Annotated in this window: 16 protein-coding genes and 1 tRNA gene; 2 read left to right on the top strand and 15 right to left on the bottom strand. The window is 37.1% G+C overall.

The features are described 5' to 3' along the window. Nucleotides 1-3: 3 nt before the first annotated feature. The 13 genes from kdpB to B3P17_RS13050 all read right to left on the bottom strand — a co-directional run bounded on the left by kdpB (nt 4) and on the right by B3P17_RS13050 (nt 20,261). Nucleotides 4-2,079 carry a potassium-transporting ATPase subunit KdpB gene (gene kdpB, locus B3P17_RS13110; protein ID WP_252639133.1) on the bottom strand — a complete coding sequence of 692 codons (2,076 nt, stop codon included), beginning with the start codon at nt 2,077-2,079 and terminating at the stop codon, nt 4-6. A 12-nt stretch (nt 2,080-2,091) separates the two neighbouring features. Continuing rightward, a complete protein-coding gene (locus B3P17_RS13105; RefSeq protein ID WP_291105801.1) occupies nt 2,092-2,739 on the bottom strand; it encodes a potassium-transporting ATPase subunit KdpA in 648 nt (215 codons plus the stop codon). Then, nucleotides 2,732-3,769, bottom strand: a complete 1,038-nt coding sequence (kdpA, locus tag B3P17_RS13100; RefSeq protein ID WP_291105799.1) for a potassium-transporting ATPase subunit KdpA — start codon at nt 3,767-3,769, stop codon at nt 2,732-2,734. Before kdpA ends, B3P17_RS13105 begins: the two co-directional genes overlap by 8 nt. 11 nt (nt 3,770-3,780) lie before the next feature. Further along, nucleotides 3,781-3,870 (bottom strand): K(+)-transporting ATPase subunit F, encoded by a 90-nt coding sequence (gene kdpF / locus B3P17_RS13095; RefSeq protein WP_006844131.1) that lies wholly within the window; start codon nt 3,868-3,870, stop codon nt 3,781-3,783. Nucleotides 3,871-4,152: 282 nt separating this feature from the next. Next, nucleotides 4,153-5,793: a RagB/SusD family nutrient uptake outer membrane protein gene (locus tag B3P17_RS13090; RefSeq protein WP_252639137.1), complete on the bottom strand. Its 1,641-nt coding sequence runs from the start codon at nt 5,791-5,793 to the stop codon at nt 4,153-4,155. A 75-nt stretch (nt 5,794-5,868) separates the two neighbouring features. Beyond that, nucleotides 5,869-9,012 carry a SusC/RagA family TonB-linked outer membrane protein gene (locus tag B3P17_RS13085; RefSeq protein ID WP_409517030.1) on the bottom strand — a complete coding sequence of 1,048 codons (3,144 nt, stop codon included), beginning with the start codon at nt 9,010-9,012 and terminating at the stop codon, nt 5,869-5,871. 499 nt (nt 9,013-9,511) lie between these two features. After that, the gene (pyrF, locus tag B3P17_RS13080; RefSeq protein ID WP_291105797.1) at nt 9,512-10,315 is read right to left on the bottom strand and encodes an orotidine-5'-phosphate decarboxylase; all 804 of its coding nucleotides are present in this window, start codon (nt 10,313-10,315) and stop codon (nt 9,512-9,514) included. Nucleotides 10,316-10,371: 56 nt separating this feature from the next. Next, nucleotides 10,372-11,457 carry a peptide chain release factor 1 gene (gene prfA, locus B3P17_RS13075; RefSeq protein ID WP_252639141.1) on the bottom strand — a complete coding sequence of 362 codons (1,086 nt, stop codon included), beginning with the start codon at nt 11,455-11,457 and terminating at the stop codon, nt 10,372-10,374. Nucleotides 11,458-11,754: 297 nt separating this feature from the next. Then, a complete protein-coding gene (locus tag B3P17_RS13070; protein WP_252639143.1) occupies nt 11,755-12,264 on the bottom strand; it encodes a lipid-binding protein in 510 nt (169 codons plus the stop codon). Between the two features lie 52 nt (nt 12,265-12,316). Then, nucleotides 12,317-13,885 (bottom strand): SusD/RagB family nutrient-binding outer membrane lipoprotein, encoded by a 1,569-nt coding sequence (locus B3P17_RS13065; RefSeq protein WP_252639148.1) that lies wholly within the window; start codon nt 13,883-13,885, stop codon nt 12,317-12,319. A 20-nt stretch (nt 13,886-13,905) separates the two neighbouring features. After that, on the bottom strand, nt 13,906-16,989 hold the full coding sequence (locus B3P17_RS13060) for a SusC/RagA family TonB-linked outer membrane protein (RefSeq protein WP_291105794.1): 3,084 nt from the start codon (nt 16,987-16,989) through the stop codon (nt 13,906-13,908). Between the two features lie 1,843 nt (nt 16,990-18,832). Further along, nucleotides 18,833-19,180: a hypothetical protein gene (locus tag B3P17_RS13055; protein WP_252639151.1), complete on the bottom strand. Its 348-nt coding sequence runs from the start codon at nt 19,178-19,180 to the stop codon at nt 18,833-18,835. A 133-nt stretch (nt 19,181-19,313) separates the two neighbouring features. Then, entirely contained in the window at nt 19,314-20,261 is a 948-nt protein-coding gene (locus tag B3P17_RS13050) for a M28 family peptidase (RefSeq protein WP_252639152.1), read from the bottom strand. Between the two features lie 400 nt (nt 20,262-20,661). Between B3P17_RS13050 and pheS the strand changes: the two genes are divergently transcribed. Together pheS and B3P17_RS13040 are read left to right on the top strand one after the other, a co-directional pair. After that, nucleotides 20,662-21,681, top strand: coding sequence for a phenylalanine--tRNA ligase subunit alpha (pheS, locus tag B3P17_RS13045; protein WP_252639154.1), 1,020 nt, complete (start codon nt 20,662-20,664; stop codon nt 21,679-21,681). A 185-nt stretch (nt 21,682-21,866) separates the two neighbouring features. Continuing rightward, nucleotides 21,867-21,940: transfer RNA gene (locus tag B3P17_RS13040), tRNA-Arg, on the top strand. Between the two features lie 225 nt (nt 21,941-22,165). Here the strand turns inward: B3P17_RS13040 and B3P17_RS13035 are convergent. Together B3P17_RS13035 and B3P17_RS13030 are read right to left on the bottom strand one after the other, a co-directional pair. Continuing rightward, entirely contained in the window at nt 22,166-23,149 is a 984-nt protein-coding gene (locus tag B3P17_RS13035) for an ISAon1 family transposase (protein WP_422653399.1), read from the bottom strand. Then, nucleotides 23,145-23,549: ISAon1 family transposase N-terminal region protein (locus B3P17_RS13030; RefSeq protein ID WP_291105789.1), on the bottom strand; the 405-nt coding region annotated here is incomplete at its 5' end. The genes B3P17_RS13035 and B3P17_RS13030, both read right to left, overlap by 5 nt.

The following is a 23,549-nucleotide window of genomic DNA, read 5'->3' as shown; positions in this document are numbered from 1 at the left end:
TGTTCAGAATATTTGTAATAACATATCTATTAGTTTGATTCCAATAAAAGGTGTTGCAATACCACCAAGCCCATAAATACAAAGATTACGGAGTAGAGATTTAGATGGTGATTCAGCTCTGTATTTTACTCCTTTCAGGGCAAGAGGTATCAGAAATATAATGATAAGGGCATTGAATATAATCGCACTTAAAATTGCATTTTCGGGAGAAGACAAACCCATAATATTCAATACCGACAAAGCTCCTTTACCTGATATTCCGGCATATAATGTAACAGCTATTGCCGGAATGATTGCAAAATATTTAGCTACATCATTGGCTATACTGAATGTAGTTAATGCACCGCGGGTCATAAGCAATTGTTTCCCTACCTCTACCACCTCTATCAGCTTAGTCGGGTTGCTATCCAGATCGACCATATTTCCTGCTTCCCGTGCCGCTTGTGTGCCGCTACTCATAGCTATGCCAACATCCGATTGGGCAAGAGCAGGAGCATCATTTGTGCCATCACCGATCATTCCCACCAGATGACCGCTCGATTGCTCTTCTCTTATTTTTCGAAGTTTGTCTTCCGGTTTTGCTTCTGCCAAAAAATCATCTACTCCGGCTTCTGCTGCAATGGCGGCGGCCGTTAACGGGTTGTCTCCGGTAATCATCACTGTTTTTATTCCCATTCTGCGCAATTGAGTAAAGCGTTCTTTAATACCCCCTTTCACAATGTCTTTCAGGTGTATAATACCTAACACCTTGTTATCTCTTGCTACTATTAGGGGAGTGGCTCCCTGTTGTGCCAACTCATCAGACTTCTGTTTTATATCTTCAGGAAAGAATCCGTTATTGTTAAAAACGAAAGAACGTATCGCATCTACAGAGCCTTTTCTTATTTTTTGTATCTTTCCATCAACAGTTATATCTACACCACTCATTCGGGCTTGTGCGGTGAAAGGGATAAATTCGGCTTCTATACCCGCAAGGTCACGCCCTCGAATATTAAACTTTTCTTTAGCCAAAACTACAATCGAACGTCCCTCGGGTGTTTCATCGCTCAGAGAAGATAGTTGTGCCACATTGGCTATTTCATTTAAGCTAACACCTTCGGTGGGAATAAAATTGGTTGCCATACGATTTCCCAAAGTGATTGTTCCTGTTTTATCCAGCAACAATACATCCACATCACCTGCGGCTTCTATTGCACGTCCGCTGGTGGCTATTACATTATGCTTCATAAGCCTGTCCATGCCGCTGATACCAATAGCACTCAGCAATCCTCCGATAGTCGTAGGGATAAGGCAGACCAAAAGGGCAATTAGTACAGGTAAACTCAAATTGTTGGATTGCGGTAGTCCTGATGCGTGTAGACTATACCCGAAAAAAGAAGGTAGTGTAGCCACAGCAAGAAGAAAAACAATAGAAAGTCCCGAAAGTAAAATAGTCAAGGCAATCTCGTTTGGTGTTTTCTGCCGTTTTGCTCCTTCCACTAATGCGATCATCCTATCGATAAATGTGTGTCCCGCATCGGAGGTTATTCTAATAATAATCTTGTCGCTTAGTATCTTTGTTCCTCCAGTCACTGCATTTCGGTCGCCTCCGCTTTCTCGGATTACAGGAGCCGATTCTCCGGTTATTGCCGACTCATCTACGGTTGCTATTCCTTCTATGACTTCGCCATCGGATGGAATAATATCCCCGGTTTCGCAGATTACAACATCATCTTTTTTCAAATTTTCGGCAGCTACAATTTCTTCCCTTCCATCTTTCAGAAGGCGGGCTTTAGTCCGGGAACGATTGGCTTTCAGACTCTCTGCCTGAGCTTTGCCTCTCCCTTCGGCAATAGCTTCCGAGAAATTAGCGAATAAAACGGTTATCCATAGCCATAATGCTATTTGTAAGTTAAAAGTAGAGAATACTCCGTCTATCGTGCCTTCCAAAACAATGATGGTTGTAAGCAAAGCCCCGATAGCAACAATAAAAATAACCGGATTTTTGATTAATAAACTTGGATTTAATTTGATAAAGGACATTTTGATAGCCTCTATCAATATTTTTTTATCTAAGAAACTTTTATTTTGACTTTTCATTATTTTGGCGTTTTAAAATAGAACTCCGTTTTGCATTAGTATATGGTCTACAATTGGCCCTAACGACAAAGCAGGGAAAAATGTCAGACCACCAACTATGATAATAATTGATATAAGTAATCCTACAAACAATAGATTATCAGTTCGAAACGTACCTTGAGACACCGGGATGATTTTCTTTTGAGCAAGGCTTCCTGCTATCGCAAGCACAGGAATAATAATACCGAACCGCCCGATAAGCATCCCCAAAGCTATCAGGAGATTATAGAAAACGGTAGATGCATTGAGTCCTGCAAAGGCACTACCATTATTGCCTGCGGAAGAAGTGAAGGCATACAGTATTTCTGATAATCCATGTGAGCCTCCATTATTCAGGCTCGACAGTCCTTGCGGAATAGAACATGCAATAGCTGAAAATAATAGAATAACAATAGAAGGGCTAAGTATTGCTATAAGTGCCATTTTCACTTCAAAAGCTTCTATTTTTTTACCCAAATATTCAGGAGTACGACCAACCATAAGACCTGCAATAAATACAGTGAGTATAATAAATATGACAATACCATATAAGCCTGCACCTGCTCCGCCATAAACGACTTCACCCAACATCATATTTATCATGGCTACCATTCCCGAAAGAGGAGTGAGGCTGTCATGCATGGGNNGATGCAGCAGTTGTGACTGTTGACCATAGCACACTATTTGTTATTCCAAAGCGGGTTTCTTTCCCTTCCATATAAGCGATATTGTGCCATGCCTCGGATTGGTGGAATTCAGAATACAAAGAGACAAAAAGACCAGCTCCAAATAAAATAAACATAGCTGTAAATATCGCCCAGCCTTGTTTTTGTGATTTCACCATTTTACCGTAAGTGTATGTCAAAGCCGCAGGGATGAGCAAAATGGATAAAAGTTGCAGAAAGTTGGAAAAAGGTGTCGGGTTTTCAAACGGATGGGCACTATTAGTCCCAAAGAAGCCACCTCCATTTGTACCCAACTGTTTGATTGCAATTTGAGATGCTGCTGGACCTTGTGGTATAACTTGTGTATTTCCTTGCAGGGTTGTGACATGGGTGTAACTATCAAAATTCTGGATTACTCCTTGTCCAGCCAATAAAACTGCAAGTAGTATGGATAAAGGAAGTAAGATATAGAGTGTAGAACGGGTGATGTCTACCCAGAAATTGCCTAGTACATCTGTTGTCTTCCCTTTTATTCCACGTATTAGAGCTGTCAAAACAGCAATCCCTGTTGCTGCGCTTAAGAAGTTTTGCACTGTAAGTCCTATCATTTGGCTGAAATAGCTCAGACCTGTTTCTCCTGAATATGATTGCCAGTTGGTATTGGTTATAAAGCTCACCGAAGTGTTAAATGCTGTGTGCCAATTCATATTCCCTATCTGCTGAGGATTTAATGGTAGCCATTTTTGTGTTACTAATACTAAGAACAAGAAGATAAATCCTATCAAGTTAAATAGTAACAATGCCATGGTGTATTTCTTCCAATTCATCGATAGGTTTGTATCTACTCCGCATATTTTGTATATTAACTTCTCCGGTTTGCTAAATATCGGAGTTAATATATTCTTCTCTCCATTTAATACTTTGGCCATAAATGAACCCAATATAGGTGTCAACGCTATAAGTAAAAATAGAAAAAGGAAGATTTGTATGTAATCATTGATTTCCATATCAATTATCATTAAAATTTTTCGGGTTTTATTAATACATAAATAAGGTATCCTAGAATGAGGATAGCTATAATTGCTCCGATGATATAAGTTATTTCCATATTTTATATTCTTTTTAATTACGATACAAAGCTATGGTGAAAGTTGTAAGGATTTTGTAAAGAAAATAGATGAGGTATAAAGATTTTATAAAGATTTTGCTGAGCCTTCTGAAGTTCTTATAAAAGGTAGTTGGGTAGCGTAGAGTAGGGGTGTCTTCGAATTAAGTTTCGGATTTAAAATAAAACAAGGCAATAGTCGAAAATAATATTTTCTCGTATTGCCTTGCTTGTTAAATTATTGAAGAGCTTGTTTGTCGATAATATTGCTCTTGTTCAAAAAGATCATTGATATCCTTTATTTTGTGTCAGCTTTCCATTTGATTTGGTAACTTGAACTGCCGGATAAGGAAATACCATCATATAGTCTTGATATGGATTTTTTATCTTATAATCTTGATAATCTGCGATTTCAAATGTCGACTCAGGGTTAGCACGATCAGCATACTTTCGTACCCGTGGATGGGAATTTAACTCTTTGTTAGCTAAAGCCTTAATAGTGGCATTCGAAGAGCGATTCCAGCGTTTCAAATCGAACAGGTGGTCTGTGAATTCAAAGGCCAGCTCACAACGACGCTCATGATACAAATCAGCCATTGTTGGTGTATGATCGAGAAGTGCAAGATTTGATCTTTGACGTACTGCATCAATATCCTTTTTGGCTTTATCCGCCTGATTGGTCATCAGATATGCCTCGGCACGGAATAGAAGCATTTCAGCAAAGCGGATAAGTGGAAAATTGATGCGGGCAGTAGGCCAGTCTCCACTTGTATTCACATAACCGGCTTCAGACGCATTTGCATATTTGAACGGATCCATATATTTATTGATCATAAATCCGGCTTCTATATCTGATGTTGAATAGAATTTACGAGTTGTACCCCAAAACTGGAACTCCTGGTTATATTCAAGGATAGAACGTTTCAAACGATCGTTTCCTACTCCATCTTTCAACATTTCTTCGTAAATATCGTATGATGGTTTGTTTTGTCCCCAACCATTAAAGATACCCCATCCTTTGTTTTCGAGAACAACTCCGGGAAACTCACTACCTCCACCGTTTGCTCCACCATCCGAAGGGATAGACCAGATATATTCACTATTCCAGAATTTAGAGAAATCGGAAGAAAATACTTCGGCGAATGTAGGTGCTAGTGCACGTCCGTAATTTGTTTCCAACGAATTTACCATATCTATTACATTCTTCCATTGAGTTTCGTCCCATGTTGCCCAATAGGCATAAACCTTAGCTTTGTAAGCAACGGCAGCAGCCTGATGTGCACGACCTTTGTCTTCGTCTGCGTATGCTTCAAACTTTGGAAGATAAGTGATCGCTTTGTCCATATCCTCAATAATATACTTGTAGTTATCTACAACAGATGCTTGTTGCGGAGGAATAGAGTTGTCATAGCCGTTCGGAAAATCTTCGTAGCGAACAAACGGTGCTCCTTGTTCGTTGGTTCCATATCTATACGCCATAACGAAGTGAGACATCCCGCGCATAAAATATGCTTCTCCCAGGCTTCGGGTTTCGATGCTGCTAAGGGTTGTACTCTTTTGCTTTTTCAATAGCTCCTGAATTACCCAGTTGGAATAAGCAATATTTTCATAAAATAGAGTGAAGTTATTGTTCAAAGGACTTTCGTCTCCCGTATAAGCAAAAGTAGCCAATGTAGGAAAACCACGTGTACGTCCCCAAACGATGTCGCATGCAGCGCCTTGTTCCCAAAACAGGTCACGACCATATGATGTTTCTCTGTGAAGAGGTTTATATAAAGCTGTTATTGCATCTATAGCCTGCTGGTCGTTCTTAAAGTAAGAAGTGGTAGTAGGATTCCCTTCCGACTGAACATCCAAAAAGTCGGAGCAGGAGCTAAAAGCCAGAACAAATAAGACTAATGCAATTATAATTTTTTTACTATCCATATACGTTGATTATTAATGCAGATCCTGTAATTAGAATGATCTGCTGGTTTATTTAATTAGTATTGAATATTACTTTTAATATGTAAGTTTTACTCCTAAAGATAGAACTCTGGATACCGGGTATTTAATTGCATCCCATCCTCCTGTTTCAGGGTCCATTCCTGAGTAGTTGGTGAATGTATACAGATTCTCTCCACTCACATAAACAGACATATTGCTGTTGCGTTGAGCAAGGTGAGATGATTTGCGTAGTATGCTGCTCAAGTCATAAGAAATAGTCAAGTTTTTGAAGCGCACATACGAAGCATCTTCCAAATACCAATCTGATGCAGTAGCAAAGTTGCCGTTAGGGTCTGATTTTGATAGACGTGGTATATTTGATGATGTATTTGTCGGACTCCATGCATTCAATATTTCGTTTGAGCGGTTAAAATTGCCTTCAACATCACTCAAAGTCATATATTTACCTACGTATAACGATTGTGCACCTCCTACACCCTGGAACATAGCACTCATTGATACTTTCTTGTAAGTGAAGCCCAGAGTTAATGCAAATGTTGTTTTAGGTATTGCACTTCCACAATATTGACGGTCGGCAGTGTTGATTACTCCATCATTATTATAGTCTACAAACTTCAAGTCTCCCGCTACAGCATTTGGTTGAATACGTTTTCCGTCTTTATCTACATACGCAGCAGCTTCTGCATCGCTTTGGAAAATTCCGTCTGTCTTTATTAAGAAATAAGAATTCAAAGGCTGTCCTTGTGCAGTTTGATACAGGTAAGGAAGGTTTCTGAATGATGTATCATCAGTCCATACACCCGGTGTGCCATCTGCATTTTTTACACCGATATCAGATACCCAGTTTCTCAAGGTAGAGAAGTTCCCTGAAACATAATAAGACATGTCTTTGTTGATACGGTCTGACCAGTTGGCCTGTACTTCAAATCCCCTGTTGCGCACTTCACCCTGATTAATCCACATGGGATTTAGTCCTATTGTCGTTGGCCAATCCAAAGTTTTACGCTGTATTAGGTTGAAGGTTCTTTTGTCAAAATAATCGAGTGATAGGGCTAAGCGATCTCTAAACATACTTACGTCTAGACCAAAGTCGGTTTGTTCCGAAGTTTCCCATGTCAGATCCGGATTAATAGCCAGGTTCTTGTAAATACTTGTACCCCATTTGCCTCCTGACGGAACACCGTATTGACCTGAATTGTTACCTGTATTTTCTTCTTTAGTGAGGATCAGTGATTTGTAATTCCTGCCTATTGATGCGAGATTACCTACACGTCCCCATGATGCACGTACTTTGAGTAGGCTCAATAGGTCTGTTTTCTTAAAGAACTTTTCGCTCGAAATTTTCCATGCTAGTGTAGTTGCAGGAAAATCACCATAATTATTTTCTTTAGGTAAACGTCCGGCATAGTCGCGACGCCACGATCCGGTGATGAAGTATCTGTCGTCGTAAGAATAAGCCAACCGTGCTATTAGCGAAACATTTGCATCGGGGCCACTAAGATAGTCCTGGGCTGTTGTAGACCCTGCATAAGCCAGATATTGTAAAAAAACTGATTCGTCGGCAAAATCTGTTCCTGTTACACTCAATCCTCGTTGTTCGTAGTGATCAGCAGTAGTAGACAGGAGTCCGCTTACCGAATGTTTGCCAAATATTCCGTCATAAGTCAGAGTGTTTTCGGTTTTCCACTGATCTGAGCGATAAGTAGATTCGTTCAGGGTATTTGACATGTTTGGTTTACCTACTTCATCACGGATAGGTGTGAAATTCTTATAGTAATTGCTTGCTAAATTATAAGAAAAACGGCTGGTAAACTTAAGACCATCTATTATGTTAGCAATCTCAAGAGTTGTATTTGTCCATGTATTGCTTGTTTTATTGTAATTATTATCTGCAAGGAGTAAGCGAACAGGGTTAATAGCATCTCCATGAATATCAGCAAAGTTTGAACCATATTTTGCAATATATGCAGGATCTTCAGTAGTTACTCCTCCATAAGATCCGTCTAAAGGATTGTATACTGTAGCACTACGAGGCATATACAGAGCGGAAAGAATAGCTCCCGAATAAGCACTTCCTGTATCAATTCCTCGGCTTTGTGTATTTTTCCATACAAAATCTTCAGAAATTGTTACCCACTTATTCAGCTTCATACTTGCATTGTAGCGTAGGTTTATTGACTTATTGAAAGTATTGATCAATGTTCCCTGATCGTTGTCATAAGAAAATGATATACGGTTTTTAAAGCTTTCCGTTCCTACATTCAATGCTACATTGTGACGTTGGTATGAGGCTGTTCTAAAAATTTCATCCATCCAATCGGTTCGTGTGGTCCCTACATATGGGTTGCGGCTAATATCCCAACCAATAGGTAATGTGAGACCTGCATTACTGTAAGAGGTTTTACGCATTTCTATTTGCTGTTCTGCCGTTAAAGATTGAAGGAGATTAGTAGCCTGACGTGTACCGAATATACCTTCATACGAAAGGGATGGTTCACCTTTCTTTGCTTTTTTTGTGGTAACCAAAACCACTCCACCTGCTCCCGATTGAGCTCCGTAAATGGCAGCTGATGCAGCATCCTTAAGCACAACAATAGATTCAATGTCATTCATTGATGCAATAGGCATTCCCGGAACGCCATCGACCACCCAAAGTACGTTGTCCCCATTTTGAGATCCTTGTCCACGAATAACAATATTGGGAGTAGTAGTAGGGTCTCCACCATTAGAGCTAACGGTTACGCCGGCCAACTGTCCTTGAAGCATATTTTCGGTAGAGCTTACGGGACGAACGGTTAATTCATCGGCATTGCTTATAACACCTACTGCAGCAGACAAATCCTGTTTGCGGGCATTGCTTCCATAACCTAGTACTACAACCTGATCTAGCGATTGGGCATTTTCAGTAAGCGTTACGTCAATAATTCCTGCATCGGCAACACGCTCCACTGTTTCATATCCAATGAATGAATAGCGTATAATAGACTGTTTGTTAGGAACGTCTAATGTATACTTCCCATCCAAGTCTGTAATTGTACCTATGGTTGTCCCTTTTACAGACACACTTACACCCACTAAGGGTAATCCTTCTGAGGATACAGTTCCTTTTACTTGCGTACTTTGTGCCCATACGCTCTGCGAGGAAATGGACATAAAAGTAAGAAACATGAAAATTTTAAATAAATACTTCTTTAACATAAATTTTGCTTTATATTTAAATTATCTCAAATTGCAGAGGCAAAAATAGATGTTAAGCCAAAAGAGATAGACAATATTATATTAAGTATTTATTAATTATTTCTTACAGAATATAAAGGTAAATTTCATTGTTATCTACCCCTTTAAAGGCGATTTCATCTATCTGCCTGTTTAGGTTAACGTGCTGAAAATATTAAAATGAATATTATATGAGCTGGTCTTCAATTATTCTGAATTTCATTTATTGAAATTTGCTACAAAGGAATAAAAAAGTTGTATCTTTTTTATAAAAAAACATAATATTTTTACTTGCGGATTATTAATTTTATAATTGACTTATTTTTTTGTTCAATTATGTCTTGAATATATTAATAGAAAAACTCCGAAGTCGTTCCTGTAAACAACTTCGGAGTTCTTTTATTTGTATGTCTAATATTACAATCCTTGTTTCTTTAAAATAAAAACTAGAAAGGATTTAATATCGACGGGTGAAAAATGATCAAGTTAAATTCGCTAAGTATGTAGCCATTTCTTCTTGTATTTTTTTTGCTTCGGCTGTCGCTGCAAAAGCAAAGTTTACAGAGCTGTCTGCATAAATTATCGCACGAGAAGAATTTACAAGTAATCCACATTGCGAATTCATCCCATACTTTACGACATCGGCAAGGCTTCCANNCAGTAAAAAATGATTTGGCGCATATTTGCGAATATCAGCAAACATTTCTCCTTGTGTAGCTCCTACTACATACATCAATTGCTCCTCTGTAGCCCATTCCTGAGATTTTTTGAGTACCTTTTCGAAAAGACGCTCGCCGTTCTTATCTTCTGTCAACTGGAAGTCATAAGAACCCTTATTAGAAGTAAGGGCTAATAGGATAACCCATTTATTAGCATATTTAATAAAAGGCTTCACGCTATCTTCTCCCATATAAGGAGCTACGGTGATAGCACTGGCTTTCAGGTCTTCGAATGCAGACATGGCGTACATCTCCGATGTATTACCGATGTCTCCTCGCTTAGCATCTAGTATAATAAATTGATCGGGGTATCTCAGACGAATATATTCTATCGTTTTGTGTAAAGCCACGATCCCTTTTACACCCTGGCTTTCGTAGAATGCAGTATTGGGTTTGTATGCAACACAATATTTTGCAGTCGCATCTATTATTGCTGTATTGAAAGCATAGATAGGATCTTCTTCATCTAATAAAAAAGAAGGGATTTTATTTATATCGGTATCTAACCCCACGCAGAGGAAAGATTTTTTTCTTTTAATATTCTCAAATAATTCTTGCTTTGTCATATTTGTATCTTCAAAATTAGAGTCGCTTTTGTCTTATTTCTAATCCTTTTTATTTTTTACATTTCGCTTTCTTTAAGTCTTTCGGTATTTTCCGCAATTATCAATTGGTCTATAATTGGCTGGATTTCTCCATCCATTACTGCAGATAAGTTATATAAGGTTAGATTGATTCTGTGATCAGTCATTCTTCCTTGCGGATAATTGTATGTTCTAATCTTAGCCGAGCGGTCGCCTGTCGATACCATTGTCTTACGTTTCGAAGCTATTGCATCCATATATTTAGATAGCTCTATATCATAAAGCTTTGTTCTCAACATTTGCATAGCAAGCTCTCTATTGGCTAATTGAGATCTTGATTGCTGGCATACAACGACCAGACCTGACGGCTTGTGCGTTAGCTGTACTTTGGTTTCAACCTTATTTACATTCTGTCCTCCCGCACCACTCGAACGGGCAGTCTGCATTTCAACATCAGCAGGGTTTATCTCCACGTCAACCTCCTCGGCTTCGGGTAATACGGCAACAGTGGCAGCAGAGGTATGTACACGTCCTTGAGTTTCGGTTGCAGGGACACGTTGAACGCGATGCACTCCTGATTCGTATTTTAGAATGCCGTATACGCCTTCGCCAGTTACAGTAAATATAATTTCTTTGAATCCCCCGGAAGTTCCCTCGGTAACGCTTGTAATCTCTGTTTTCCAGCCTTTTACTTCACAGTATTTCTGATACATACGATAAAGGTCTCCTGCAAAAATAGCGGCTTCGTCACCTCCTGTTCCTCCACGTATTTCCATGATTGCATTTTTGCTATCTTGAGGATCAGCCGGAACTAAAAGAAACTTTATTTCTTCTTCCAACTTAGGCATACGTTCATTAGCGGCATCCATTTCCTCTTTTGCAATTTCTCTTAATTCAGAGTCATCTTCGTTTTCAAGGATACCTTTTGCTTCATCTATCGTGGCTAGTAGCTGTTTGTATTCTCTACGTGCTATATCTATTTTTTCTAAATCGCGATATTCTTTATTCAGTTTGACGTATCTCTTCATATCAGCAATTACGGCAGGGTCTGTAATAAGTTTCCCTATCTCTTCAAAGCGGATATTCAGTGCATCAAGTCTTTCTAATAATGACGAGTGGGCCATATTCTTAATCTATCTTATATTTAATTGGGGGCAAAGGTACTGAAAAAGGTGTCTAGATTATTACTAAGAGATGGAAAATTTGATTAATAAATAGCAATTGAGTATCTCTGAATAGAGGCTTCGTTATTCAATTTTTTAAGGTTTGTATAGTTGTAAGTATATAAAAAAGCAAAGAGACCGAATTCGGTCTCTTTAAAGTTTGACGCATCACTGCATTAAAAGCGTGTTTGTATAAAGAGCGCGTAATTGAAGGAGCGCGCTCACTCTCCTTTTTATTGATACTTTCAACTTATATGATCAATCTTCAGACCATCCTGTAAAACGATAGCCTTCAGCTGTATACGTCTTTCCGGGAAAGCGAGAATTCGTAAAAGTGAAATGTATCGAATCGGAAACAGTACCTGAGGGAGCAGTGGCTCCTTTCAAAATAATCTTTCCATCTGTCAATGTAAATGTATTTGTTGAAGAAGCAACGTTTCCTGCTAGATTTTCGATATTACTTCCTGAAAAACTGAGCGTTGTTAAGTCGCAATTGATTTTACCATTAATAGAGTAAGCATTTGCTCCACTTAGTGAATAGCTACCAATACGTATCCAACATTGAGTTTTTGATTCATCAGAAGTATTAGAAATTTCACAGTAGTTTTTATATACCTGTTTTCCGGCTTCATCTTTTACAATCACTCTATACTTGCCTCCCAAAGGATGGATAGAAGAGTATTCTATTTCATAGTCTCCGTATGTTTCGCAAGATGCAAATCCTAGGAGTAATAATAACAGGACTGAAATATATCTTATTTGTTTCATATTATTTTCTTTTAAAAAACTGAGTATTTAATTAAACTTAGCTCTACTATAATTAATTTCCTTGAGCTACTTGCCACCATAATGGTTCTTGAGTTGGTTTTGTGGCAGGCGCATTTACATTGTAGAGAGCCGATACGTTAGGAACCGGAAGCCGACGAGGTATTTCTCTGGCTTGTAGCACCGTTGTCCCCGGGCGGACTAAAGACCCTAGTTCGTAGCCTTCTTCAAGTCCGGGTGCTGTATTACTTACACGTACTTTTTCAGCATCACTGATTGCAGGTATTCCTGTACGGTTACGATCCATCCAAGCATCCCAAGCATTGGCTTTTGCTGCAGCTACCCATTTTTGAGTTAAGATAGATTTTAGCATTGTGCTTAAAGAAGAACTTTTGAATTCATATACACCTCCTGTTTTAATGAAGTCGGTAGCATCAAATCCCCAGCGTCCAAAGGCTTGTTTTACACCTTCATCGTATGCTGTTTTTGCCTCAGCTGTTTTTCCTGCTCTTGCTTGTGCTTCTGCTATCATAAAGTAAGCTTCAGCTGAATTCATTAAATATGTAGTATCTGAATATGCTTGTTTATATCTTGATGAATTAACAAGCGGTACAGCTTCTGAAGCCCCAACAGTCGTTGATGGTTTAGTTCCGCAAGGTAAACCTTCATACAATTGTCTATAAGTAGTAAGAACTTGTCCTTCTTTAATAGCTTCTTTAGCAGCAGTAGTTATTTCGTAGATTTGTTCTATACGTGGATCATTGGCTGCAAGTAAGAATTCAAGGAAAGTATGACATGCCCGTATATTCTCCTTAGTATTTAATTGGCGAATATTATACTCAAATAAAGGATTTCCTTTATTGGTTGCATCATCAAATACAGTAAAAGCAAAATTGCCGGTAAATAATCCTCCTTGGCTTATTAAGTCTGCTATTTTAGTCTTATTCGATTCATAGTCACGCAAATATATTTTTAATTTTAAGCTTTTTGCTAAGGCTACCCAAGAAGCAATCTTACCTTCAAAAAAGTAATCTTGTTTTTCTATTAGAGGATTCATCCCTCCTGATGCACTGGGGGCTTTTGCTATCGCCTCATCTAACATCGCTATAATACCCGGATATACAACCGTTTTGCTGTCATCATACTTTGGCGCTGGATATTTTTTTATATCCAATGCTTCAGTAAAAGGTATATCTCCGTATAAATCTGTCAGCACGTGATAGTTGTATGCAGTTAAAATTTTACCGATAATCCAATAGTTCCAAGCTTGTTTTTCTTCTGCCAAAGACATCATAATTTTGAGATCCTGTAATGTGTTGGCATAAGTATTGGTCCAGAAAGCATTATATGATTCTTGATTAAGACTGTAATTGACAGTAGTATTATACTGGTTGGTGGAGTTTCCCTGAGTAACATATTGACTCCATAGACTCCCAATCAATTGCCCATTTAATCCCAATTGAGCAATAGTACTTGCTTCTGCCGATGGGAGAAGACTCTCTAAGCTGGCATTTGGTGGATAGTTGGCATTGGTGTTCACATCCAAATAGTTATCGCAAGACGTAAATGTTCCGCTTGTTAACAGTAGCAATAAAGCTATATATATTAAATTCTTCTTTTTCATTTTTCTTCTTTATTAGATTATTAAAACTCTACTTTGATAGCTCCACCAAAACTGCGATAAGAAGTACCACTAGATATTTCACCAAATTCAGAAGTCAAGTCGTTGCCCATATTGGCTACTTCAGGATCTACATAATTATTCTTCTTTGGTGTAAATAAGAAGAGGTTGCGTCCTATAAAGCTTAAAGTAACTTTGCTTAATGGGGTAGATTTTAATGCTTTCTTTGGAAGATCGTAAGAAAGTGTTACTTCTCTGATTTTGAAGAAATCTTTTGGTATTACCATCTCATTACGTACTAGAGGATTATAAGAATAGTTACCTAGTGTATAATTCATCTGATTAGCCATAACAGGAATATTATTTTCCACATATTGACCGCCTACTATTTTCACAGAGTTTGGATAAATAAATGAGTTACGCTCATTATACACTGTTTGTGTTGAGTTTCCGTTAAAGTGAGTGATGTATGATGTATTCGAGGCCATCCATCCCCCTTTATGCCAGTCACCAACAACTGTAAGTCTAAAATCCTTAAATTTAATAGAAGTGTTCAATCCTAAAATAAAATCAGGCTGTGATGATCCTATTACTTCTTTTTCTGTAATAGATTGAGTAGGGAATCCGTTTGTATTTACAATCATATAACCATAGTAAGGGCTAGTTTTGTCAGTTACACGGTCTACTGATGGAACTTGGAATGTTCCAATTTTTTCTCCTACTTTCATTCTATATTCAACACCACGCCAGCTGTAGATATTGTATTCTTGCAATCCATCCCAAAGTTCAATAACTTTTCCTGTATTTTTTGTAAATGTTGCATTTACATCCCATTGCCAGTCTTTTGATTTTATAGGTGTGAATCCAGCAGCTAGTTCTATCCCTTTATTTTCCAATTCTCCAACATTTCGAGTTTCGGATGTATATCCGGTTTCAGGAGCTAACGTAGCATTTATTATCTGATCCTTTGAGCGTTTGTTGTAATAGGCAAAATCCAGGCGAACACGATTGTCAAAGAAATTTCCTTGAACACCAAATTCGTATTCAGTTGTAATCTCCGGCTTTAATGATTGACTCGGCAATCTATTGTATTCAGTTAAGCCTAATACGCCATGAATAGGAAGATATGTATAATAGCTATTATATGGTTCGAACCATGATGAGGTACGATATACTCCAGCGTCATTACCTGTTTGTCCCAAAGCTGCTCTTAATTTCAAAAAGTCAATTTTGCTATCTTTTAATGACGGAAATAATTCTGTAAGAATAAATGAAATATTACCCCCTCCATAGAAATAAGTGTTTTCATTTTTAGGTAGAGTTGATGAATTGTCAGCACGAGCTGAAAGGTTTAGGTATGCAAAACTTTTGTATCCTAATTCAGCTTGAGCAAATAAACCGATAAGTCTTCTTTTTTCAGAATATTGCTGAGAGACAGCCGCAGATCCTGAGTTTTCCAGACTATACCAATCAGGAACACCTAATCCGTTTACATATCCTCCTGTGTATGCATATGTCCGTTGATTTAAGTTCCATCCGGCTGTACCGCTAAGAGTAAAGTCTGATACTTTATAATCTGCAGATAAGAATGCTGTGGCATCAAGCTGATCTCTATTATATCTATTATTCGAATAATAACCGTTCTGGGCAGTAGCACCTCCTAAATCGCTATACGATCCTGGTATAAATGAATTTTTAGCATTTATATTTTCTCTGCTATAGTTAAGGAAATCGCCACCCAGACGTGCTGTAGCTTTTAGGCCACCCAACAACTGATAAGAGGCTTCAACTTTGCCATATGTAGNNACCATCCAATAAGGATTTGTTGCATAAAAAGTGTAATAGTTATCAAGATTATAACGTTCGTCGTTGTAGTTTTTCATTGAAGCGATATCGATGTCGACAGGATTTTGTAAAAGTTCGATCTCCATTTGTTCTGTACGACGGATATCTTTACGTGCATAGTTAACAGATACATCTATGGCTAGCTTGTCCCATTTAGCATTACCACGCAAAGAGAATGTGTTGCGAGAATATGTGTCTGCATTATTCGGTAATGTTCCATTGCTGGTTACATTTCCATAAGAAACATAAAGACCAAGATTCTCTGTGCCATAACGAAGAGATACAACATTATTCAATTCGTGACCTGTCTTGTAAAAATTGCGGATATTATTTTTCACATAGGAAAAAGGTTTCGTCATCGGTTCTGCTAACTGATCAGAGCCCCACTCGTGGATACTACCATCAAGGCGTGGTCCCCATGAACCGTTTTCGGCCCTATCCCAAGCACCCCAGCCTTGTCCATAAAGATCCTGAGTTTGCATTACACGAAGAACATTTGAAGCCGTAAATGCTCCATCGTATGTTACTGTTAGCTTTTCGCTTTTGGCTCTCTTTGTTGTGATCATAATAACTCCATTCCCTGCACGAGATCCATATAGAGCAGTAGCAGAGGCTCCTTTCAATACAGTAACCGATTCTACGTCTTCAGCGTTTATGTCATTGGCGCTATTGCCAAAGTCTACATAGTCTGTTCCTGAACGTTCATTTGTGATCGGCACACCGTCTACAATGTACAAAGGATTGTTGCTGTTAAATGAAGAGATACCACGAATTAATACTTTTTGAGATGTACCTGCCGGTCCTGAAGCGGAAATATTTACTCCGGCTATTTTCCCATTTAGTCCACCCATTACAGATCCGGATTTTGCAGCTGATATTTCATCCGATTTCACTTGAGTCGCAGCATACCCCAATATTTTTTGATCGCGCTGAATTCCCATTGCTGTTACAACGACTTCATCTAAAAGCTTGTCGTCGTTTTCCATCACTACCCGCATATTTTGAGTAGCTTTAGTTTCAATGCTCTTCATTCCAACCAGATTGAATACCAGCGTGTTTTTACCATCCGGAACATTTATTGAAAATGTTCCATCCAGATCGGTTACTGTTCCGACTGTAGTTCCTTTCACAACAACAGAAGCACTTATTACAGGCTCACCATTTGTATCAATAACGGTTCCTGTAATCTTTGTTGTTTGTGCGGCAATATACCCTATGCTTAACAGTAAGCAGGATAAAATCAATAACAACTTTTTCTTCATACTTGTACACATAAATTTATTAATATTAACACAATACGCCTATTGAGTAGTATCGAACGGAACTTCCTTTTTCACTATTTTTTCCGTTCGTATACTTATTGGTACTAGTTGGCGAGCTATTAGGGTCGCTTATATACTTAAAGAATACAACTTTGAAGGGGAATCATTTTAAATAAAGGGTGAAGAGCCCTTTTGTGATTCCTTTGATTTTGATTGTCTTCTTGTGTCATATTTATATAGTTTTTGTATATAAATATTTTTGGCATGATAAAGCTAATTAAAGGTATTACAGTTGTATATCTGTAATCTGAAGCTATGTTAGCTTTGATTTCCTTTATCTTTATTTTCATTATAGAACACTACTTTTATTTAGAGGTAAGTTTTGAGAGTAAACTTATTTCCAGGAGCAAATGTAAACTAAATTTTTGTAAAAAGAATAAAAATGTAATGTTTTTTTTAAATTTGGTTTCATAATGATTCTTTTTGTGTCGATTTGTTGGCTTGAAATGATATGTTTTGAAATATCTTATTTTGTTGATTGTTTCTGTAAAACATAAATTATTACATATTTTAAAACATAATAAATAAATTTATGTAAAAGTATGCCTCTTCACCGAAGTTGTAAATACCTATTACATGGTATTTATATACCATGTAATAGGTATAGATGGGGATGTTCATAGAAATAAAATTTAAAATAGGTCTTATAAAAAGGTATATAAAGTTTCAGGAAAAGCTAGAGGTGCATATTATATCTTTAGTTAATAAAATATTATCTTTATATATCCATTTGCTAATATAAATTATGGACAGAAAGAAAAAGACAGGTACGCACAGAATATTCCAAATTTTGAAGCGTGTAAAGAAGCTTTGGAAAAAGGATATTAATGTCTATTTTATTTCAGGGATGTGCTATAATTGTAGTGTATTTGATAAGATAGTGCTACCGAAGGGATATAAGAAGAAATATATTGAATGGCACGTTCCCATTTCTGGACAGTCGTTGCAGGAATATGCTTCTGTTATGGCAAAAGAGATTGATACCTCCAGATCATATATACTGATAGGATATTCTTTTGGTGGCGTTATTGTTCAGGTAATGAGTTATTTCTTATCTCCAATAAAAACCGTACTTATTTCGTCTTTTAAAAGAGACGAAGAGATCCCAATGTTATTTCGTGCAGCTAAAAGAACAAATGTGGCAGACCGCATTCCGATGCGCGTGTATGCTTCAACAGAGCTTATAACGGATCTTTTTAACCGTTTTGTTTATAATGTGCCAACATCAGAGCTGGCTGAGGTAATGACCTTTGTTGATCCTGTTTATATTAAGTGGGCTATTGAGCAAATTGTAGGTTGGATGCCCGAAAATAAATGTAAACATCTCTATCATATACACGGAACCGAAGATCAGATTTTTTCTTATGAACATATACGAAATGCATTTCCAGTAGAAGGTGGGGATCNNGATGGTGGTAAAAAAAGCTGATGCGATAAGTACTATTCTTAGTGGTATTCTTTTGATTAAAGAAAATTAGACTTTCAGAAATCGTGCTAGAGTATATTTATGGCAACTGCAATCCTAATTCTTTCTAGTGGGATAGTCAATACTATTAATAACAACATCGGCATGACTAGTTTGTAAGGATTTTAATCATTGGATTGCAAATTAGAAGGGATGATGGGTTATTTAATTATTATTCAAAATCAATCTGAGTATCAAGCTCCCAAATCCCCAAAACCATAAAAAGATAACTGTTAGAAGACTTATAAGTGCCCATATCCGTTTCTTTTTAGTTGTAAACATCTCAAAATATTTAAAATAATCTAAATATCTATCTTTCTAGTCTATCAGGAAATAAGCAAAAATATATGAAGGAACACCTAACAACAAGAGTAAATAATCATCGTTTATATTTTTTGCAATATTAACTTCTTGCAAACAAATTAAAACAGAATTTATGGAACCCAATATAAATAGATATACTAGAGCATAAAAATGCATACCAGCAAGAGTTATCTTTATTCCATTCTTTTTATTTTCCGAGACTTCTTTTACTGCTTTAATGACTTCTTCTCCTTTTTTATTGTTTTTAAATAAGAAATTATTTATCGGATAGACCGATATTTCATTTATTAATAACCCTAATTTATAAAGATTGAAATATATCAAATTACAAAATTTTATCATATCAGATTGTTTTGTTGTTCTTTTTTACTGGGACTTTCTTTCTAGAAACTATAAAGAGTTCGCATAACTATTTCTAATTGCTGTCTCTAGTATANNATATTCGTCTCCTATGTATGCACTGGTAAATTCTCCACTATTTTTTCTTTTTCACAGATGTAGGTTTGTCGATGTTAATAATCGCATAGTAAATCGCGTCAATAACTCCTGCCATTCGTTTAAAATCCAGACGATCCATTTTGTCTCCCGGTTTATGATAATTGTGATTGCGATAGAATGCACTATTGGTAATCATCATAGCATCAAAGCCGAGTGCCCAATAATTGCGATGATCTGAAAAATCTACTCCTTTTATCATTCCGGGACTTGTCAGGCTTTTAGTTTTAATTGTTTTTGCGTTGTAAAATTGCTTGGAGAAATCTTTTACAAATTGTCCATGTCCTATTTTCTTTGTTAAGAGTATAAAGTCTCCCTTATTGCCATAAAAAAGCTTCATTGGGGCAAATGGATAACTCTGTGAACCTTCAGCGTCATTGAAGAATCCGATCATTTCTATAGCCACCATCCCGTAGACGGAGGTGTTCGCTTTTTTCAGTTCGCTGGCATGGATGTAACTGCCCATAGATTGAGTACCGAAGAAGGGTGGTTCTTCGAGGGTATATGCAACTAGCTCTATGGGGCGTGTTAAGTTTGATCGACTAAATAACCGAGCTAATTCCAGTATAGCAGTTACGCCAGATGCATTATCGTCAGCACCTTCTTGTTCTCCGCAAACATCGTAATGAGCACCGATTACTACCAAAGCTTTTTGTTGTTTTGTACCAAACCGACAGATAACATTCTTATAATTAACATTGTCAACAGTGTATGTTTGATAATATGTTGTATCTGCATATTGGCTAAATTCTGTGAATATATAGTTTGCAACCTTGTTGAGTGTTACTGTATCCTCAAAGTTGCGAAACCCTTCTGTTTTGGTAATAGCAGTCAGATGCTTTTGTATACGCTCTATATCAGACTGAGCATGCAGATTATGTGTGACAAATAAAAGAGTGGATATTATAAAAGTGTATATAAGCTTCATTTTTGCGATCTGTAGTTTAATTATGACAAATATAGTTTAATATTCAAGATTTCCTATTTGTTTTATTTCTTACAGGCTAAATTATCTAGTATTAAGATACTTGTTATTATTTGTAAATAAATTAAAGTGACAATTTATAATATTACGGATAGCTGTTACTTTTGTTACTTTTTGATGTTTATATATTTGATATAGTGTTGTTTGTGTTTTATTTGATTTTGCGAGAAATTGTAACCTTTTTTGATTTAACGGATACGTGAGATTGAGAAACTCTAGTTTTGTAAAGATGATGAAAAGTTGGGGTGGCTTCTGTGTTAAAATGATTGATAATAAAAAGAAAAGTGTATTTTTGTATTCCAAAGTGAAAAACTTATAAAAGTATAATTCATAATTGAAGTTTATGATTGATAGAATAGATAAGCTGTTGGCAGAAATTGAGGGACTGAAAGCTTCTAAAGCAGATGAGATAGAGGTTTTACGTATTAAGTATCTTAGTAAGAAAGGTGAAGTATCGGCTTTGATGAACGATTTTCGCACTGTAGCTGCAGAACAGAAACGGGAGGTAGGTATAAAACTAAATGAACTAAAAGAAAAGGCTCAGGAGCGAATAAATCAGTTGAAAGAATCTTTAGAAAATTCTCACACTGTGGATGAGGCAATCGACCTTACTCGTACTGCTGCGCCCATCGAGCTTGGTACTCGCCATCCGCTATCAATTGTAAGAAAAGAAATTTGTGATATTTTCCGCCGTTTAGGCTTTTCTATAGCCGAAGGCCCTGAGATAGAGGATGACTGGCATGTTTTCTCTTCTCTTAACTTTGCGGAAGATCATCCGGCTCGTGATATGCAGGATACGTTCTTTATTGCACGAAGCCCTGAAATTGTATTGCGTACACACACTTCTTCTGTTCAGACTCGAGTGATGGAGAAGCAACAACCACCGATACGCATTATTTGTCCTGGTCGAGTGTATCGTAACGAAGCTATTTCGTATCGTGCGCACTGTTTCTTTCATCAGGTTGAGGCATTGTATATAGACAAGAATGTGTCTTTTGCTGATCTAAAACAAGCTTTGTTATTCGTTGCGAAAGAGCTGTTTGGAGCAGATACCAAGATACGTTTGCGTCCTTCATATTTCCCTTTCACAGAGCCTAGTGCTGAGATGGATATTTCATGTAATATCTGTGGCGGGAAAGGGTGCCCATTCTGTAAACACACTGGTTGGGTAGAGATATTAGGCTGTGGTATGGTAGACCCGAATGTGTTGGAAAATTGTGGTATAGATAGTAAAGTATATACGGGATATGCTCTCGGAATGGGAGTGGAGCGTATTACAAATCTTAAATATAGAGTTAAGGATCTTCGTATGTTCTCCGAGAATGATCAACGTTTTCTTGATCAGTTTGAGAGTGCATATTAAGATGTACTTATCGTAAATGCTGAGCGAAGCATTTTATGCATTTTATTTTGTATTTATAAGCATCTTTAAAACAATATTATAGCTTGTTTTTGGCTTCAATAATCACTTTTGAGGAGAAAATACTTTAGAATATATTTGCATAATAAACAAAACTATTTTACCTTTGCATCGCATTTAAGGAAAACGGCTACGTAGCTCAACTGAATAGAGCATCTGACTACGGATCAGAAGGTTGCAGGTTTGAATCCTGCCGTGGTCACTTTTGTAAAGTGAATAAGCGTGTAAATCAATGGTTTACACGCTTAACTTTTTAGATACTTAGGATAGTACTTAGGAAAAGAATATTTTTGTTTCTTTCTAAAAAGCAAACTGAAAAATAATCTGCAAATAATTTGCGTATGTAAAAAATTATTGAATATATTTGCATCGAATAGTTGAGTCGAATTTTATACCATCAATCCTAAAAGTTGGTTGATAATTTATTTTATGTAAAAATCTTAGTCAACCTAAATATGAAGAATGGTATATCTCTTACTCCTCTAAATTGACTTCTAAAAGCCTTCACTTTTGCATTGAACGACTCAGCCGAAGCATTAGTGGATCTATTTTCAAAGTAGTTGCATATGGTCAGATAGTTGTTTTGCATTGTTTTAACAACTGATTTAAAGAATTTCATATTCAGCTTCTCAACTTCTGCATACCATTTATTAAGCTTTGTCATGGCTAATCCGGGAGAAATTCGTTGATTATAAATAGTGTTCAGTTCCATGGATATTTCATAAGCTTGTTCAAGATCGGGGTATTCTCGAAAAAGTATTTCGGCTCTTTGTTCTTGTGTTTTAGTCCATTTAGATCTATTTTTTAGCACAATATGTCTACTTCTAGCTAAAAGTTGTTTTCTCGTATCTCCATTTTCAAAAGTATGAGGGATATATTTTCTACCCAGTTCTTTGGCTAAATCGATCTCATCATTTTCCAAATCAATAGCTTTCCAGCGATGATCTACTCGCATATCAGAAAGAGCTTCACCCATAAGTCGTTGAACATGGAACCTGTCGCTAACCAACTGAGCATTAGTAAAGCAAGAACAAGCAATACGTTTCATAGTAGCTGATAGATCTAATGTTATTTCTTTGACTTTCTTGCGTTTGGAATGCGGTAATAATTTTAAGATACGAATAACAATATCGCTACTAACTCCCTTTATCATAGCTACCAGTGTCCCTTTTTTGCCTTTAGCGGATTTGTTGGTCACAATAGTATAAAGTTCACCTTGAGACAAACAGGTTTCATCAATACTAAGCTGCTCTCCCATATTTTCCTTGAAAAGCACATATTGATCAGCATGAGCAAGCTGATTCCAATCTCTGTACGAAGAAATAAACTCTTTATACTGATAGTTAAGTTGTTTGCCACAAACACCATAAAATCGGGCGATAGTGGTGATACTGACAGACTCTGATTCAATTCGTAGCTTTTAAAAAAGCCACGAAATCAGCCGTAAGCTTTGTGCCTTCGTAAGCAATATTGTATTGGCAGCTAACAATTTCCCGACTCTCAAGCAAGAGCCATTTGCGACGACGAAGATGCAGATAAACCTCTTTGCCACGAATAGGAAAATCCTGAACAGTATATGCCCCGGTAAAACCATAAGCACTGATAGGCTGATCTTTATACTCTAGAGGAATAACTTTCCTTTCATCTAAATAGATATCTAATCGAGCGTCCTGATTATCCAATTGAACAATATCAAAATAATCGAATAGCCAATCGGGTAAAAAGGCCCGTAAAACTTCTGTTGAATCCAATCTTTTTTTACAAAGATAGAAATTTTGAGAAGTTATCAACCGACTTTTAGACTTGAGCCA

The organism is Dysgonomonas sp. UBA7630 (assembly GCF_002483985.1).
GTDB lineage: Bacteria > Bacteroidota > Bacteroidia > Bacteroidales > Dysgonomonadaceae > Dysgonomonas.
The sequence above is the reverse complement of the archived record's forward strand: the minus strand, read 5'-3'. Positions and strand labels throughout refer to the sequence as shown.

Bases quoted from the DNA above. Each gene is read 5' to 3' on its own strand.
- B3P17_RS13105 (WP_291105801.1), bottom strand. From the start codon at position 2,739: ATGCATGACAGCCTCACTCCTCTTTCGGGAATGGTAGCCATGATAAAT.
- B3P17_RS13090 (WP_252639137.1), bottom strand. From the start codon at position 5,793: ATGGATAGTAAAAAAATTATAATTGCATTAGTCTTATTTGTTCTGGCT.
- prfA (WP_252639141.1), bottom strand. From the start codon at position 11,457: ATGGCCCACTCGTCATTATTAGAAAGACTTGATGCACTGAATATCCGC.
- B3P17_RS13055 (WP_252639151.1), bottom strand. From the start codon at position 19,180: ATGATAAAATTTTGTAATTTGATATATTTCAATCTTTATAAATTAGGG.
- B3P17_RS13065 (WP_252639148.1), bottom strand. From the start codon at position 13,885: ATGAAAAAGAAGAATTTAATATATATAGCTTTATTGCTACTGTTAACA.
- kdpF (WP_006844131.1), bottom strand. From the start codon at position 3,870: ATGGAAATAACTTATATCATCGGAGCAATTATAGCTATCCTCATTCTA.
- B3P17_RS13050 (WP_252639152.1), bottom strand. From the start codon at position 20,261: ATGAAGCTTATATACACTTTTATAATATCCACTCTTTTATTTGTCACA.
- pheS (WP_252639154.1), top strand. From the start codon at position 20,662: ATGATTGATAGAATAGATAAGCTGTTGGCAGAAATTGAGGGACTGAAA.
- kdpB (WP_252639133.1), bottom strand. From the start codon at position 2,079: ATGAAAAGTCAAAATAAAAGTTTCTTAGATAAAAAAATATTGATAGAG.
- B3P17_RS13085 (WP_409517030.1), bottom strand. From the start codon at position 9,012: ATGTTAAAGAAGTATTTATTTAAAATTTTCATGTTTCTTACTTTTATG.
- B3P17_RS13070 (WP_252639143.1), bottom strand. From the start codon at position 12,264: ATGAAACAAATAAGATATATTTCAGTCCTGTTATTATTACTCCTAGGA.